Source organism: Rhodohalobacter sp. 8-1 (genome assembly GCF_038150125.1).
Lineage (GTDB): Bacteria > Bacteroidota > Rhodothermia > Balneolales > Balneolaceae > SW132.
In genome coordinates, this window is record NZ_JBBVMF010000019.1 from 1 (window position 1) to 16,897 (window position 16,897).

Sequence of the window (16,897 nt, forward strand, 5' to 3'; positions counted from 1 at the left end):
AAACTTTCCATGGGAACGTCATGGGGGAAGTATGTTCTTGACTTTCTTTTTTATATAAGAACCATATAAAGAGTACAAAGAGCTTTGAAAAAGTATATCATCTATATTCTGCCACTTGCGCTTCTATTTTCATTTTCTTGTGATTCTGAATCGGGGACTCCCCTTCTATTTGAAACCGTTTGGGAACGAGACATTCAGGCTATTGGCACGCACTCCTCTCCAAGGCCTGTTGATTTAAATAATGACGGTATCAGTGATCTCATTTTAGGTGCCGGCGGCTTGGAAATGGAATCAACATCAATAGGAATATTAGCGGTTAACGGCGCAACCGGCGACACTCTCTGGACCCTTCCCGCAAGAGATCAGGTCTTTGGGTCTCCCACTTTTCTGGATATTACCGGCAATGGAAAAGATGATATACTCATCAATGGCAGAGCTGGGATGTTGTTTGCAGTAGAAGGAGAAACCGGTTCAATTCTCTGGGAATTTCTACCTGATGTAACATTTGAGGAGGCAAGAGATCTCGGTATCTACAATTTTTACAATCCACAACTTATCCCGGACCAGGATGGGGACGGAATCGATGACATTTTAATTGCAAATGGCGGAGATTATACGATCCCCCCGTACGAGGAAAATCGACCGGCTGGAAAACTGATGGTAATCAATTCTTCAAATGGCCATATTATCGCTGAAGCAACCGTACCGGACGGCAAGGAAACCTACATGTCTGCCGTAGTAAGCCAGTTGAGTGAGAGTGATACAACACACAGTGTATTTTTCGGTACGGGCGGAGAAACCATCGGAGGTTCATTGTACGTTACCACTCTCAATGATGTACTTAAAGGTGACCTTTCCTCTTCGCTTCAGCTTGCAGTCGGAGAAAGTAAAGGATTTATTGCTCCTCCCGTTTTGGCTGATATAAATGGTGATGGTTATTTAGATATTATTGCAAATGCCGTTGATGGAAGGACCCTTGCAATTAACGGTGAAGACTTCACCCCGATGTGGGATGTAGAAATTGATAATACAGAAAATTACGGCTCTCTTGCAGTCGGAAGATTTACTGACTCTTCCAGGCTTGACATTTTTACAAGTTACACAATTGGTATCTGGCCAAACCTCAGAGACAATCTGCATCTTCTCATTAATGGCAGAACCGGCGAAGTTTTGAGCCGCGATACACTTGGAGTGTTTCAAACCGCTTCTCCCATTGCTGCTGATTTAACAGGAAATGGCTATGAAGACGCAGTATTAAGTGTCAACATTGGGTACGAACAGTTTGACGGGTCGTACCATTATAACCATATGCTCGTAGGGCAGGATTTTAAAATCGGCCATCAGTTCTCAATCGACGAACTTCGCCCCGGCGCAAACCTATCCTCCACTCCCTGGATCGGGGACCTTGACGGAAACGGATATCTTGATATCGTATATGCTGTATCAACTAATGAAAAGAATATATTTGGCGTAAGCAGCCTGAGCCTGATTCGGTTACAGGCAATATCCCAAAGTGACACTGAAACAAAATGGGGCTCCTACATGGGAAGTGATTTTGATGGTATCTTCGATTAAGATTTTACGAGCTTAAAATATTTTCAATCCCTGAATAAATCTGTTGAACTCAGACTAAACAATGTTCATTCCGAAAGCTACTTACAGCTTTTGCCTTTTTAAATTCTCACTTTTGCCGTTATGGCTTAAACTCCACGACCGTCAGGATCACGGTTCCTTCTTCCCGTTCATCTGCAGGGCGGCTCATAAAATAGATATCGTGATAGTCCTCGTCTGACACTGAGTTTATTGGAATGCTAACAACGTCGTTGAAGAATCCCTGAGGTGACCGTTCATTTGGCCTGGCCACGCCTTCACCTAAAACTTCTCCCTCAGGAGAACCCAGACGAATTTCGAAACGGTATCCATAGTCCAGTGCTTCTTGTGACCCTGCTGTGAGTTTAATTTCACTAACACCTTTCAAGTGAATACCATTAAAGCTGAAGGAACCCTGACCATTAGGAGCCAGCAGAAGTTTCATGCCGCCATACTCCATATCATTATAGTTACTGAGATTTCGCGCAGATTCGGCACCCATCCGGCTGTTTCGCAGCGTAACTGTTGCATTGCCGCTTAAAGGCTTCAGCTGTTCAGTTCCTTCATCGGAATAGGTTGCAGATATCATCAGCACCCCATTCTCCCTGACCTCTTCACCAAGTGATGGATCCAGCGCTCCTTCGGCAGGCAGAGATTCAGTTAGTTCTCCATCTTCAGCCAGTGATTTTATCCAGGCTACGATCTTATTCGCATCTTCTTCAGCCAAATCTGAATGTGCAGGCATGGCTACATCTCCCCAAACCCCGGAGCTTCCGCTGATAATGCGATTTTTGAGGTAGCTGAGGGCATCACTCTCTCCCTTATACCGATCGGCTATCGCTTGGTATGAGGGCCCCACTGAGCTGTTCACCTGGTGATGACATGCCCGGCATCCCAATGATGAAACAAGATTTCTGCCGGACATCACATCCGTGAAGATCAAGTGCCCGTCAGGTCCTTCAGTTTCCTCTGAATCTTCGCTTACCATGATATAATCAGCTGATACAAATAAATTATCGGTATCAAGAGTCGTTGAAACGCCTTCTGGTCCTTTATCCCGTACCTCTATGCCGTACTGTACATCCTTGCCGGGGAAGTAGAAGGATCGGTTACCCTCTAAATTAATTTGTACGACGGGAGCAGCGTTACCGGCGTATAGAGAGATGGATTCAGATGTGGCAGAAAGTCCTTCAGGGTCCTGAGCAGTAACTGAAACCGTGTAGTCACCAATTTCTTCAAATGTATATTGTAATTCTGGTTCCGAGGTCTCAATTTCGTCCCCGGTACTGAGTTCCCAGGTATAGGTCATCGCATCACCCTCCAGATCTTCTGCATCAACAGTAAAAACAACCTCAAAAGGAAGTAAACCAGACGTTCTGTCCGTGTTGACAGAGTGAATAATAGGTGCTCGATTTCCGGGGTTAAAATCTATACGTGATAAACCGGAATCAGAGTTTTTGCTAAACCAGCCTTTCCCATATTCCAACAGATAAAGATGACCATCAGGGCCAAGTTCCATATCCATAATAGCATTAAATGGAGTTTGGTCCATAAATGGCTCCATTTTTGAATACTCACCGTCCGGGTGCATCGTCACCACTCTTATCCAGTCCCGCACCCAGTCATAAACAAACAGTTTACCATCATAATATTCAGGCAGACCGCCTCCGCTGGTGTACAGATCCGAGTAATAAACCGGACCGGCCATCGCATTTCTTCCGCCGCTTCTAACAAGCGGAAAGTCGTTGGATGCCGTATAAGGATACCAGATAAAAGCCGGTTTGGCTGGAGGTAACTCTGTAAGGCCGGTATTATTCGGGGAATCATTAACAGGATTTTGCGGATCAAACATATCACCCGGCGTGCCTGTTGCATAATTGTATTCATTGTAAGGAAAATTATTTCCTACAAAAAACGGCCATCCATAGTGTCCCGGCTCTCTTGCCACGTTAATTTCATCATAGCCAAGTGAGCCGCGAACTCCGATACTATCTGCCCGTGCATCCGGGCCAATATCACCCCAAAAAAGATCCCCCGTTTTGGGATCCACTGAGATCCTGTATGGGTTCCGTGTTCCCTGTACGTAAATCTCCGGCCTTGTATTCTCGGTGCCCTCAGGATAGAGATTTCCGTCAGGGATATCATAGCTGCCATCTTCATTTACTTTGATCCGCAGGATTTTGCCTCTCAAATCATTTGTATTACCTGACGTTCTACGGGCATCGTACTGTTCAAATCCGGGCCGGGCATCCAGCGGGGCATATCCGTCAAGCTGATGTGGCTGATCAGGTTGATTAAATGGAGTTGAATTATCACCGGTTGACAGGAATAAAAATCCGTCACTACTGAATGCGAGTGAACCGCCCGTATGGCAGCAGATATGCCGCTGAGAGTAAAGTTCAAGAACCGTAGTTTCCGACTCCATATCGAGCCGGTCATCAACCAGTGTAAACCTGGATAATCGGTTGACAGACGTGTCAGCGGGAGCATAATAGATATAGACATGATTGTTATCCTGAAAGTTTGGGTCTGCGGTCATCCCAACAACCCCCTCCTCAGCATTCACTCTCTCTGCATCTGTTTCGTGATACACATCCAGCATTCCGGCCTGAAAAAGTGAACCGGTGTCGTTTTTGTACAACAAAATTTCGCCTCTTCGCTGAGCAATTAAAACATCGAGATTTGGAAGAATTGCCATTTCTGTAGGCTCATAAAATTCCCCTTCTGAAAGAAACGTTTTGCTAAACCTGTTCTCTTCCGGTACGCTCTCTGTCCTGGCATTCGAATAATTAAGGCTGTTATCACCTATAGCATATTTAATACCCTGATGAAGATGTTTTAGATAAAGATCTTCATCATAGGACTCTGGTGTATGGCCAAGGCCCGTGTAAAAAGCCCTTCCGCCATCATATTCATGAAACCAGGCAATCGGGTGATACCCCATATCCATTCCACCCTGGTAGCTGTCTTCATCAACAGTCATTAATACATTGATCTCATCATACATCTCCTGATAGCTGTACCATTCGTCCGTGCGCTGCCATCTTTCCGGTAAAAATTCAGTAGCGGGATGGTCAGAATTTACGACCTCTAATATACCTTCCTGTACATTTGGATGAGGGTCGTTGATCCCGGGGTGATCGGAAAAATATCCTCCAACCAGCCGGCCGTACCAGCCCCAATCATACTCAGTATCTGCTGCAGAGTGGACCCCAACAAAGCCGCCACCCGCCTGAATAAATCGTTCGAATTCAGTTTCCTGAAGATGGTTCAGCACGTTACCGGTTGTATTTAAAAATACCACCGCTGCGTATTGTTGCAGATTCTCTTCCGTAAATGCACCTGCATCTGTTGTGGTATCAACCGCGAAGCCTTGTTCGCTCCCCATCTTCTGAATGGCGTTAACGCCATCCGGAATTGAATTGTGGTAAAACCCGGCTGTTTTTGAAAAAACCAGGATTCGGGGTTCATTAAAGCTGTTGCAGGATGTAAAGAAAAGTGTTAGAGCAAAAAGAGTGATAAACAAACGCGCAAGAGAGGTACCGAAATGCATAAAAAATCAAAATGTGTTAACGGTTTTTTTCTGACTCTATTGATACGCAATTAATGCCATAGTTCAAAGTCTATTCAATTAAACAAAATATAGCCCGGAGTTGTGATATCCGGAAATTAAAGCGTTGAGATTTTAGGCGTGAAAAGTGAGAAGTGAGATTTTTGAAATGTGAAAAGTGAGAAGGCAATGAGTCATCGCGCACTTGATGCGCGATCTCCCATCTTTGCCATGGATAAAAGCTTGCCAATAGCCTGAGCCATATCCCAATCAACGTTTGGAGATCCCGGCTCGGGGGCCGGGATGACTAAATGGTCAGACGTAAATCTCAAATCTCACGTCTCATGTCTCAAATCTATCCTCCCCCGCACGTTCCTTTCTCATCTTTCGTTTGCGTACATTATTGCATAACTCAAACCCCTGAAATGCCTCCATCAAACGACGAAAAAAAGCGAAGTGTTAAGTCACTTTTAGATACATTAAGAGACATTTTTGCGCTGAGTAAGCCGTACCGCGTCCGATTTTACCTGGCGACTGTTGCTGTTTTGATTGCCTCAGCCATCTGGCTGACCGTACCGCTGGGGCTACGCGAGCTGATCGATGCAGTCTTTGAAGTTGGAAATCGCAGCCTGCTGAACTGGCTGGCTATCGGGCTGTTTGTACTTTTTATTATGCAGTCTCTTTTTTCATTTCTGGGTAATTATCACCTCGAATGGGTGGGTGAGCGTGTGATTACCGATCTTCGAAAAAAGGTTTATGAACATTTGCATCGTTTGGGGTTCCGCTTCTATGAAAATCGCAGACTCGGCGAAATTACTTCACGGCTGACCAACGATGTGGGCTCAATCCGCACTGCTCTCACCGATTCCCTGCCACAACTTTTCACCATTACTTTTTCACTGATTGGTTCGGTCACGCTGATGGTAATCCTGAACTGGCGTCTCAGTCTCGTAATTTTTGTGACGGTTCCTTTGATCACTATCGCCACCCGTTACTTTGGGCAAAAAATCCGGAGTCTGTCGAAAAACATCCAGGATGACCTGGCTGAGTCCACAGCGGTTGCCGAAGATGCACTCGGGGCTGTTCGCCTGGTGAAAGCGTTTGTGCGGGAAGAGTACGAAGTAGAACGTTACTCAACTGCCGTGGAACAACTGTTCGGAACAGCCCGCCGAAAAATGGTGCTTACCCAGCTCTTTTGGTCAGGCGTGGGCATCATGTTTATGAGCACACTGGTGATAATTTTTTGGTATGGAGGGATTGAAGTACTTGCCGGTAGGCTCACGGCCGGTGACCTTGTGGCCTTTATCATTTACGCCCTCAATATTTCCCGATCGGTCAGCCAGACATCACGCCTCTATGCAGCTGTGAATACAGCGGCCGGGGCATCTGAACGTATTTTTGAGCTTCTTGATGAGGTTCCGGAAATCACTGACTCACCCGATGCAAAAGCTATCAGCCATGTGGATGGATCAATCAGGGCAGTGAACATTCAGTTCAGTTATGATGAGGGTCAGCCGGTTCTCAAAGATATTTCCTTTGATGCAGAAGCCGGAGAAACTATTGCTCTTGTAGGGCCAAGTGGAGCCGGAAAAACCACGCTGCTTAACCTGATTCCCCGTTTTTATGACCCGCAGGAAGGCTCCATTCTTCTCGACGGAACCGACATCAGAGAATACAAAGTGAAATCGCTAAGGAGACAGATTTCTATTGTCCCTCAGGAGGTTCACCTGTTTGGAACATCAGTGAAAGAGAATATTCGTTATGGAAAGCTTGAAGCCACAGATGAGCAGGTTGTTGCAGCTGCAAAGGCAGCAAACGCCCACGATTTTATTTCAGCCATGCCGGAAGGATACGACTCTATGATTGGCGAAAAGGGAGTAAAACTCAGTGGCGGCCAGCGCCAGCGCCTGGCTATTGCGCGGGCCATTCTGAAAGATCCGGCGATTCTTCTGCTTGATGAAGCCACATCATCACTCGATTCTGAATCAGAAGCCCAGGTGCAGGATGCCCTCTACCGGCTGATGCAGGACCGAACCACATTTGTAATCGCGCACCGCCTCTCGACCGTACAGCATGCTGATAGAATCCTCGTGCTCGAAGACGGCCGAATTATTGAAACCGGAACGCACGCAGAGCTGATCGATCAAAATGGACTTTACAGCCATCTTTATGCACTGCAGTTTCGGGATCTTGATGAAGAAGGGAAATTGGTTGATTAGTTGATTTGTTATTTGAGAATTGGGGAATAGGTTATTAATTGCCGTTTTTATTTCTGTATAATGGCCCTGAAAATTATCAATCTAATTTGTAACTGTATGTTATACTCAAGAATTCTTCTGCTTCAGATCGCTTTCGTCTGCACAATGTGTTCAGGGCTGATGGCTCAAGCCAACATGACCGAACCTGATCCCCTTCGATTTGAAGAAGAGATTGACTCGTTTGCCGGCTGGGATGCCAAAAATTCGGCGCCGGACGATGCACTTTTGTTTGTCGGAAGTTCCAGTATCCGGTTTTGGGATACGGCCAAGGCCTTTCCGGACTACCCGGTCATCAACCGCGGATTTGGCGGATCGCACCTTTCAGACGTTCTATACTACTACGATCGTGTGATTGGCCGGTTCGATCCTTCGATGATCCTCCTGTACTGTGGTGAAAATGACATCGCCGCCGGCCTTGATCCCGATAAAGTTTTTGATGACTACACTGAGCTGCTCAGCCGTATCGGTCAGCCATTTCCAGACGCAGACGTTGTTTATATCTCCATCAAACCAAGTGGCAGCCGTCAGGCGTTTACCGATCAGTTCGAGGCTTTTAATGAGCGTGTAAAAAAATTCAACGAAACAACAAACCGTCTTCATTATGTTGATCTGGCTTCTTTGCTTATACATGATAACGGCACGCCTGATGACTCACTTTTTGTAGATGACCGTCTTCATCTGAATGAGAATGGATACCGGCTGTGGAATGAGAAGATGCGGGAGTTTTTGGCAGACATTCGATAATACTGATTGTTTCAATGGTTGATTTGAAACAGATGATTGGATTGTAACTTTACAGATGTCTTTTCTAACGCTAAACGAATCAGACATAAACTATCCCGAGTCAGGCGTATCGAGGTGTTAACATTATCCCCATTCAATTTTCTTTAGATGATAATATTAACTATAGAATCATATTCGCATACAATTGAGTGGGCAGTGAAACGATCGCTTGATAAACGATTGTGATAATTCTCAGAATTTAGTACTGTTGTATAAGCATTACAGCTAACAAATTATACTAATATGCATGATACAACTCTTAAGCAAAAAGTGATAGACAGCATTGAAAAGCTACCTGAAGATGCGTCTTTAGATGAGATCATGGAACGCATCTATTTTATTCATAAAATTGAAGTAGGACTGAAACAGTCTGAGCAAGGAGATGTTATTTCTCATGATGAGGTATTTAAAAAAATTGATAGATGGTAAGTCTTCATTGGACACCTCAAGCCGTTGATGATTTAGAATCCATTTTTCAATATATCAGTCACGATTCGCGTCCCACTGCAAAAATTTTTGTTGAGAAATTTTACTATCGTGTTGATCAACTTCGACATTTCCCTCTGAGCGGCCGAGTTATTCCCGAAATTGAACGGAAAGATATCAGAGAGTTAATTTATAAAAACTATCGAATTGTGTATCAGACTGTGAATAAAGATCATATCCACATTCTTACAGTTTTTCACTCAAGCAAGAACTTAGATGATACTAAATTACCCTGATCTGGTGCATACCATGGTCATCGTTATAAAAGATTAAAAGTCATGCAGTTAGATTCATTTCTTAATGTTTATCAAATCTTTTCCGGAAATGAATTTCGACTTGATATTCCTATCTGTTGGACGTCATCACTAACGGATTAATAAAACAACTTTAAAGAAGCTACTAAACCGCAATCTCACCCGACTGAACTTTCCACAGCTGGTTGTAAATACCGTCCCTGTTGACCAGCTCTTCATGAGTCCCCTCTTCAACAAGCTCGCCGCTGTCGAGTACAAAGATTCTATCGGCATGACGGACGGTTGACAGCCGATGGGCAATAATGATTGTGGTGCGGTCTTTCGAGATTTTAAAGAGTGACCGCTGAATTGCCGCCTCAGTTTCGTTATCAACCGCTGATGTGGCCTCGTCAAGAATCAGGATGGGCGGATCCTTGAGTATCGCCCGGGCAATAGAAATGCGCTGTCGCTGACCGCCTGAGAGTTTCTGGCCCCGTTCTCCTACCACGGTATCATATCCATTATCCAGATTTTGGACGAAGTCGTGTGCTTCAGCAAGTTCAGCCGCTTCGGTAATCTCTTCCTCTGAGGCATCAAACGACCCATAGCGAATATTTTCGGCCACGGTTCCATGAAAAAGAAACACATCCTGGCTGACAAGACCCACCGCCCCGACGAGATCTTCAATTTTATACTCGCGCAAATCTCTTCCATCGAGCAGAATCCGCCCATCGGTCACATCATAAAACCGCATGAGCAGTTTAATGAGACTGCTTTTACCTGCGCCGGTCGCTCCAACAATTCCCACAGTTTCTCCACCCGGTATGGTCATATTCAAACTATTCAGTACCTGGTCTCCCGTTCGATAGCGGAAGGAAACGTTTTCAAATTGATATTCTCCCTCCACCTCGTCAACCGGGAGTGGCACCGTACCATCCTCAAGAGATTCATCTTTTCTGAGCAGGCTCATAACCCGTTTCGTACTCGCCATCGCACGCTGGTAAAGATCAAACGTTTCGCCGAGACGGGTGAGCGGCCAGAGCAGACGCTGGGTGACAAATATCAGCACGCTGTAGAGGCCCACTTCCATGTTGCCTTCCAGCGTTTTGAACCCGGCAAAGATCAAAATGCCGATGAATCCGGCAAGGATCAGCATGCGGATCAGCGGTACAAATGCGGCACTCAGCCGAATCACGCTTTGATTCGCTTTTTTGTAGCGGTCAGACAGCTTTGCGATACGCTCATTTTCGAACTCCTGCGTACCGAATGCTTTAATGGTGGTCATGCCGCCAAGGTTATTCACAAGCTGAGAGCTCGTCTCCCCTGCCCTGTCCCTCATCTTATTGTACCGCGGCGCCAATTTCTTTTGAAACCAAACCGATCCCCAGATGATAAACGGCATTGGCACCAGTGCCATCCAGCCGATTTCAGGGGCGGAAAAAATGAATATCGATCCGATGACCACAACGGTTACAATCACCTGGATGATGTCGTTTGCACCCTTATCAAGAAATCGTTCAAGCTGGTTAATGTCATCATTCAAAATAGTGATCAGGTCACCGGTGGAGCGATCCTCAAAAAACGCCAGTTGCTGATCCTGCATAGTGCTGTAGGCATCTTTTCGGAGATTGTCTTGAGTGAACTGGGCAAGATCGCGCCAGTAGATTTCAAACAGGTACTGAAACACAGATTCAAAGACCCAGACAACCACAGTAATGCCCGCCAGCCAGATGAGCTGCATAAAAGGATCGGTCACGCCCAGGCGGCCAATCACGCTCTGCTCACCCTGAACAACAACGTCAACCGCGGCGCCGATCAGCACGGGCGGTGCGAGATCAAACAGTTTATTGAGTACAGAAAAGAGAGTAGCCAGCCGAACTTTCCCCCGGTATGGCTGCATGTAGCTGAGGAGTTGTTTGAGGGGGTGAATGTTGGGTTTGGGGGTAGAATTCATGACTTGAATATTTTTTTTGGTCAGGTCAGCAGATTTAATATTACAGTATCAGAAAGACGATAGCATGAAAATAGAGTCATTACCCGCACCATACAAACTGAGCATGGATATTTGGATTGATAAAAGATGGGATCTGCAAATGCTACTAAATCTCGAATGTTTATTTGAACCAACCCTCGATTGATTTCTTGGCGTTGATTTGTTTCTCGCCTCGGGACTTTTGACTTATCCGCCTAAGACCTAGGACGTTGCCCCAGGCTGAGATATGTGTCCCTTCCAGGGTCTGATTAATTTGCTGATACAAATATTGAGCTCAATGATCTTTTACAGGCCGTAAAAAATCACTGAGATTAAACGTATGGAGAATATGAAACTGTTGCTTGATTCTTTAAAAAAACGCGAGGGGTGTGAGGGTTAATTCCGGTAAAGCCGGGAAAGTACCCGTGTATCAATTTTATTTCCCGGAATGAACCTGGAGATCATTCACCAGATACCGCTGTAAACAACTGAACCCGGTTGTCTGCCGGCTCAAGCGTGCGCAGGTAGTCATATATAGCTTCAAGATCCTGCTCATTCATTCCGCCATACATTTGCCACGGCATCAGGGTTTGAAACTGCCCAGACCCAACTTTTCGGGGCACATATGAACTATCGGCAAACACTTTAAATCGCATGACAAACTGATCTTTGGTCATATTTTTTATACCCGTCTCGTGTGGCGTCAGATTGGATGACCGAACAACTGACCCATCCGGCAGGCGATACTCATTTCCTCCTGCAAAAGGCTGACCCACGAAGGCCCCGTTTTCCATCCGTGTGTGGCAATCGGTGCAAGCTGCGGCCGTCACCATATATTTGCCGTACTCAACTGTATTATCTGGTGAGGGTCTGGGCTGAAACTCAGCTTTAACAGGCATCGTATTTATCAATAGGCTTACCGGGAAATCTGGCTTTGACGATTCCAATTCGTTTTCAATGGGTTCAAGGTTTCTCAAGTAGGCGATCACAGCATAAATATCATCCTCCGCCAGTTTTGAATAGTGCGGATACGGCATCACCGGAAACAAGGCAGATCCATCGCGCGACACACCTGTGGTTATTGCCCTGAAAATCTCCCCGTCGGTCCAGTCTGCCAGGCCAAACGGCGTCAGGTTGCGTGAGACAAAGCGTCCGGGGAATCCCATGTTTTGATCAAATATATCACCGCCACCACCGTGAGTACCGGGAGTGGGCGGGCCGGCAAAGAGTGAAAAATCACGAACCGCATGGCAGTCCATGCAGAGCATTACGTGATTGGCAAGATATTTACCGCGCTCCACCATTTCAGGCGTAGCCTTAACTTTGATATCAGGTGCCGCTTCAGCATTTGGCAGATAGTAACCCACATAGCTGATGAGAAAACCAAGCGTTAATATGATTATACCAAGCAGGTAGATGAGATAACGAAAGCTTTTTTTCATATGTGTAGAGGTTTAGTGTAGTGTATTGTAGTGAGAAAAGCTTAAACGAATTAAAGTGGAAACTGAACAGACTCTCTATAAAACCGGTGTTTCAAAAAACCCAGTGATCTTTATAATGCGTTCATGCTGAGATATTTACGGAAATAACAAATCATTTACAATCATGTTGATAAAAATATATACAGGCTAAATATGACCATTGTTAGATATACATTTTTCCGCACGGATTTAAATAATTATAAAAGGCAATATTATCGTGACCGAGAATTTATAAAAGCAGCCTCTTCCCTGAAGCCATAATCTCCTGCTAGCGGTTACAGATCCTTCCTCTTCACCCTGGAAAAGGCAGAGATCGCGTCAGGATGATCACGATTGCTGGTCTGAGTGTGGCGACGTCTACGACCTGGGGTTTCAGCCGTCGGTGTCCGTGGGGTTTATTTTTGAAGTGGTGTAATTCGCAATCCTAGTGGTGACGTGATTTTGAGCTCTCCACTCTCCACTGCTTGATAAATATAGATATATGATTAGCTACTGTTATTTTACCGGTGGTTTTATTATTTAGATGGGCAGATGTTCTTGGAGGGAGTAAGGAGTTGATTTATTACCTTTTTTCCGTTTCGAATGTTGTATAAATGCATTTATGCTACCTTATCTTAAAAGTTGACAATATGTACGTAATGGCGTACGTTAATGAAAGAGCATTAATTAATCCATATTCCTATGAAAACACTTACAGCTACTCAAGCTCGCAAACAGATATATCGATTGCTCGATGAGGCGTCTGATACACACAAGCCAATACAAATCACCGGAAAGCGATCAAATGCAGTTTTGATCAGTGAAGATGATTGGCGAGCTATTCAAGAAACACTTTATCTGAGCTCTATTCCCGGAATGCAGGAGTCTATCGTTGAAGGAATGAATACTCCTCTTGAGGAAACCGAAGAAGAACTTGACTGGTGAGTAACTACAAACTCGTTTATACCAAACAGGCTAAAAAAGATGCTAAGAAAGCTGCTTCATCAGGGTTAAAATCAAAGATCGAGGACCTACTTGAAGTTATTAAGGAAGATCCTTTTGCAGATTATCCTCCCTACGAAAAATTAGTTGGAAATTTGGAAGGTGCTTATTCGCGAAGAATTAATATCCAGCATCGCTTAGTGTATCAAGTCTACGAAAAAGAGAAAGTTGTTAAAGTAATCAGAATGTGGACTCATTACGATTAGCCGGTATCATAACCATGGCTTCGTGTTGTCCAGTTACAGCTACAGAGTCGAAATAAAAATTAACAGTCTGGCAGTACAAGCCAAGAGCCGTTAGAAGCCTAAATAAATTATGAGTCAAGAAAGGATTCCCATATATCTCGACAGTAATGTAATAATTGATACATATAATGGAATTGATGATGAGTTACTTGGTTTGATCCTTAGAAGTGTTTTTCAGGGACCGTATTGCTACCCCTTTACTTCTGAACAAGTGGATGAAATCGTAACTGAAAATGATGAAAAACTGAGTTCAAATAGACTGAGTTTTCTAAGTACTATTAGTCAAAATATCTACTTTGAAAGTAGCATGAAAAGAATTGGATTTACTACTAGTTCACCGTTTCAAGTGTTTGACACAATTAATGAAGTATCCTTGGATTTTGATTTGGAAAAAAATTTGGGCGACATTTTAACTTATGAAAATGAACTTTTAGCTAGATCAGAGTTTGGCTTATCAACTAATGAGCTAAATAACCTTTCTCCAAATCAGGCTATAGATACAATAAACTCAGCCTTACAAAGCTACGAATATGAGTTGAATGATGGTCAGATTGAACCGCCTAAATCATTAGATGAGATGATGGATTACATCAAAAAAACAATGGAAGAAAGTTTTTCAGGCATTTGGGAGACATTTAATTCGGACCCAGAAACACAATTATTTAATATAAAGGTAGTAAGTATGTTTACAATGATGGATACTTTGGGATTTTGGCCTGATTCAAGATCCATATACAACAAAGGATCAAGATATGCAGATAGCCGGCATGCAGAAAATGGGAAACATTTTAGTATGGTTGTTTCACGTGATAAGAGGTTTTTAAAGAAAACAGAAGCAGCTTACTTATTCTTTGATATAAATACTAAAACGTTAAATACAGATCAATTTAAGCAAAAACTAAAATCCGAAATGGGCACCTAACCATGGCTTCGTGCTGACCAGTTTTGGTTAAGAAGTCGACAACTAACAAACTGGTTGGCAGCACAAGCCAAGAGCCGTTAACTGTCCTAATACACAAGTATTCGTCAAATAACTTCAAGAGTTGTTGATCGTTGATTGATTATGTACATTTTCTTATTCAACCAGATAAATCATGAGCAAAAATTTATTAAATAGAATTACGAGAAAACCGGATATCTGTCACGGTAAACCCACAATCCGAGGATTACGATATCCCGTTGACACCATGCTGGATTTATTAGCTTCGGATATGAGTATTGATGAAATACTGGCTGATTATCCTGATTTGGAGAGAGAAGATCTGTTGGCTTGCCTTGAATATGCTGCTCAATTATCGCGAACGAAAAAGTCGCAAAAAGTTGTCCAGTGAGAGTTCTTGTTGATGCCTATCTCCCAAAGCGTCTATCTGAGTTCTTGTCGGCTCATGAAATTGAGTCAAAACATACCCGGGATTTACCCAAAATGAATGAAACTCCTGACCCTGAAATCATCCGGATTGCAGATGAGGAAAATCGAATTGTGATTTCAAAAGACAGTGATTTTCTCGATAATTATATTTTAGATGGGAGTCCCAAGAAATTGTTAATTGTTTCGACCGGTAATATCAATAACCGGAATCTGATTCAATTGTTTGAGAAAAACCTGGATACATTAAAATCTCTGTTTGAAGAAAATTCAGTAATCGGAATCAACGAAGAAGACATTCACGTACACTACTGAAACCGGCCAGTTAACCGAGTAGACGGCCGTGAGCAATATGCTCACGGTGTGCCTCTCGCTAGAGGTATTGCATTGCAGCACACCATCTCGAAGTATCAGGATGATTTGTTACTTTGATCTGATGATAGAGTCTCAACTTTGTGATGTAGCCCTTTACATAACCTTAGCAGGTGTAAAAATAATCCACGCAGTTAGCATGAACTGTCAATGAACATTCTAAAAGGCTGGCTTGGCGAGAAAAAGACCGCACTCAGGATGTGGATTTTTCTTAACAATAAGACATATAAACGATTTCATAACATCATCCTTCCGTCACCGAACGGAACCACTCAAATTGATCACCTGATCGTCACGCCTTTCGGCATATTCATCATTGAGACCAAGAATAAAAAGGGCTGGATCTTTGGGTCTGCACACCGGTCAACATGGACGCAAAGCATCTATGGGAACAATTACACATTTCAGAATCCTTTGAAGCAGACCTACCGGCAGACAAAAATCTTGGCCGGATTTCTGGACATCGAAGAGTCGGCAATACATTCCGTCGTTTACTTCGCCGGCGATTGTACGTTTAAAACTAAGCTTCCGTCAAACATCATAAAATCGCGCCTGAGTAGATAAATCAAACAGTTCAACAAACAGATTTTTTCATCTGAGAAAGTGGATCAGATCGTTAAGACGCTTGAACATCACGACTCTGAATCCGAACTAACTAAAAGAGATCACATTCGATCGCTGCGTCAGCGCCATCAATCAAAGATTATTTGTCCCAAATGCGGATCGGAACTCGTAGAGAGAACTGCTAAGAAAGGACCCAGAGCAGGACAAACATTTCTGAGCTGTGAGAATTTTCCGCGATGTAGGTTTACCAGAAATGCCTGATGTTGTTGGAGGTAGTGTAAGATTCAGTTTCAAAAACCTCAGTCAACATAAATCTGTAACGGCAGCAGAGTTGCTATCTGATCAAAATCTTTGTCATTATGCAGCAGTTTCACTTCATGTTCAATACACCAGCTTCCGATGAGCATATCTACAGTTTTTCGAATTGTAACGCCTTTCGACCGAAGAAATCGAAAATTAGATGCCGCTTTTATAGCCAGTGACTTCCCTCCCAGATGAACGCAGTCTAAAGGATCAAGAGCTTGTTTAGCTAATCGAAATTCTTTATCAGTATCAAACCCTTGCAGAATTTCAGTGAGGATAATATCTCCTGCAAGAACTGTCTGCTCCGAAAGAATACGGTCAAGGCTGTCAGTCTGCTTATTCTTAATACCGTTGAAATAGTCAATCCACACGCTGGTATCTACTAAAATCATTTCTCATCAGTCCTCATATCCTCTAAATCGCCTTTCCAGTTCAATTTCCCTCGTAAATCTTTGATACTTTCCTGCTTATTACGCTGTACTAACAATTTCAAGCCTTCTTCAACAGCATCTTTTTTTGTTTTCAACTGACTCACTTTCAAGGCTTCATCCATTAAATCGTCATCAATCACTATATTCGTTCTCATAATTATATCAATTAATTTATGTGTATTTAATTGAAATTTATACACACTGTTTGTTAAATCCTAACGTAATGTACACCTAATCGAACAGACGGCTGTGAGCACAAAGCACACGGTGTGCATATTGTCA

17 protein-coding genes are annotated in these 16,897 nt (G+C 43.7%); 12 read left to right on the top strand and 5 right to left on the bottom strand.

Going from position 1 to position 16,897, the window contains the following annotated elements:
- Positions 1-84 precede the first annotated feature (84 nt).
- Positions 85-1,575 (top strand): FG-GAP repeat domain-containing protein, encoded by a 1,491-nt coding sequence (locus tag AABW11_RS15940; protein WP_340106124.1) that lies wholly within the window; start codon positions 85-87, stop codon positions 1,573-1,575.
- 118 nt (positions 1,576-1,693) lie between these two features.
- On the opposite strand, the gene AABW11_RS15945 is transcribed toward AABW11_RS15940, so the two are convergent.
- Positions 1,694-5,143 (bottom strand): ThuA domain-containing protein, encoded by a 3,450-nt coding sequence (locus AABW11_RS15945; protein WP_340106125.1) that lies wholly within the window; start codon positions 5,141-5,143, stop codon positions 1,694-1,696.
- A 422-nt stretch (positions 5,144-5,565) separates the two neighbouring features.
- Between AABW11_RS15945 and AABW11_RS15950 the strand changes: the two genes are divergently transcribed.
- From AABW11_RS15950 to AABW11_RS20185, 4 genes are all read left to right on the top strand, one after another.
- Entirely contained in the window at positions 5,566-7,359 is a 1,794-nt protein-coding gene (locus AABW11_RS15950; protein WP_340106126.1) for an ABC transporter ATP-binding protein, read from the top strand.
- Positions 7,360-7,455: 96 nt separating this feature from the next.
- Positions 7,456-8,142: a GDSL-type esterase/lipase family protein gene (locus tag AABW11_RS15955; protein ID WP_340106127.1), complete on the top strand. Its 687-nt coding sequence runs from the start codon at positions 7,456-7,458 to the stop codon at positions 8,140-8,142.
- Positions 8,143-8,424: 282 nt separating this feature from the next.
- A complete protein-coding gene (locus AABW11_RS15960) occupies positions 8,425-8,610 on the top strand; it encodes a hypothetical protein (protein WP_340106128.1) in 186 nt (61 codons plus the stop codon).
- A complete protein-coding gene (locus AABW11_RS20185) occupies positions 8,604-8,903 on the top strand; it encodes a type II toxin-antitoxin system RelE/ParE family toxin (protein ID WP_445263788.1) in 300 nt (99 codons plus the stop codon). The genes AABW11_RS15960 and AABW11_RS20185 overlap by 7 nt, the downstream gene beginning before the upstream one ends.
- A gap of 163 nt (positions 8,904-9,066) precedes the next feature.
- Here the strand turns inward: AABW11_RS20185 and AABW11_RS15965 are convergent, their stop codons facing one another.
- Together AABW11_RS15965 and AABW11_RS15970 are read right to left on the bottom strand one after the other, a co-directional pair.
- Positions 9,067-10,854 carry an ABC transporter ATP-binding protein gene (locus tag AABW11_RS15965; protein ID WP_340106129.1) on the bottom strand — a complete coding sequence of 596 codons (1,788 nt, stop codon included), beginning with the start codon at positions 10,852-10,854 and terminating at the stop codon, positions 9,067-9,069.
- Between the two features lie 479 nt (positions 10,855-11,333).
- A complete protein-coding gene (locus AABW11_RS15970; protein ID WP_340106130.1) occupies positions 11,334-12,314 on the bottom strand; it encodes a c-type cytochrome in 981 nt (326 codons plus the stop codon).
- Positions 12,315-13,034: 720 nt separating this feature from the next.
- Between AABW11_RS15970 and AABW11_RS15975 the strand changes: the two genes are divergently transcribed.
- The 7 genes from AABW11_RS15975 to AABW11_RS20190 all read left to right on the top strand — a co-directional run bounded on the left by AABW11_RS15975 (position 13,035) and on the right by AABW11_RS20190 (position 16,142).
- The gene (locus AABW11_RS15975; RefSeq protein WP_340106131.1) at positions 13,035-13,277 is read left to right on the top strand and encodes a type II toxin-antitoxin system Phd/YefM family antitoxin; all 243 of its coding nucleotides are present in this window, start codon (positions 13,035-13,037) and stop codon (positions 13,275-13,277) included.
- Complete coding sequence (locus AABW11_RS15980) at positions 13,274-13,540, top strand: Txe/YoeB family addiction module toxin (RefSeq protein WP_340106132.1); 267 nt, start codon at positions 13,274-13,276, stop codon at positions 13,538-13,540. The genes AABW11_RS15975 and AABW11_RS15980 overlap by 4 nt, the downstream gene beginning before the upstream one ends.
- 109 nt (positions 13,541-13,649) lie before the next feature.
- Entirely contained in the window at positions 13,650-14,501 is an 852-nt protein-coding gene (locus AABW11_RS15985; RefSeq protein ID WP_340106133.1) for a hypothetical protein, read from the top strand.
- A 172-nt stretch (positions 14,502-14,673) separates the two neighbouring features.
- Positions 14,674-14,910 (top strand): DUF433 domain-containing protein, encoded by a 237-nt coding sequence (locus tag AABW11_RS15990; RefSeq protein ID WP_340106134.1) that lies wholly within the window; start codon positions 14,674-14,676, stop codon positions 14,908-14,910.
- Positions 14,907-15,260, top strand: coding sequence for a DUF5615 family PIN-like protein (locus AABW11_RS15995; protein ID WP_340106135.1), 354 nt, complete (start codon positions 14,907-14,909; stop codon positions 15,258-15,260). The genes AABW11_RS15990 and AABW11_RS15995 overlap by 4 nt, the downstream gene beginning before the upstream one ends.
- 207 nt (positions 15,261-15,467) lie before the next feature.
- Positions 15,468-15,881 carry a nuclease-related domain-containing protein gene (locus AABW11_RS16000; RefSeq protein ID WP_340106136.1) on the top strand — a complete coding sequence of 138 codons (414 nt, stop codon included), beginning with the start codon at positions 15,468-15,470 and terminating at the stop codon, positions 15,879-15,881.
- A 39-nt stretch (positions 15,882-15,920) separates the two neighbouring features.
- Entirely contained in the window at positions 15,921-16,142 is a 222-nt protein-coding gene (locus tag AABW11_RS20190; RefSeq protein ID WP_445263789.1) for a topoisomerase DNA-binding C4 zinc finger domain-containing protein, read from the top strand.
- Positions 16,143-16,180: 38 nt separating this feature from the next.
- On the opposite strand, the gene vapC is transcribed toward AABW11_RS20190, so the two are convergent.
- Together vapC and AABW11_RS16010 are read right to left on the bottom strand one after the other, a co-directional pair.
- Positions 16,181-16,576 carry a type II toxin-antitoxin system VapC family toxin gene (gene vapC / locus AABW11_RS16005; protein ID WP_340106137.1) on the bottom strand — a complete coding sequence of 132 codons (396 nt, stop codon included), beginning with the start codon at positions 16,574-16,576 and terminating at the stop codon, positions 16,181-16,183.
- Complete coding sequence (locus AABW11_RS16010; protein WP_340106138.1) at positions 16,573-16,770, bottom strand: type II toxin-antitoxin system VapB family antitoxin; 198 nt, start codon at positions 16,768-16,770, stop codon at positions 16,573-16,575. The genes vapC and AABW11_RS16010 overlap by 4 nt, the downstream gene beginning before the upstream one ends.
- Positions 16,771-16,897: the final 127 nt, after the last annotated feature.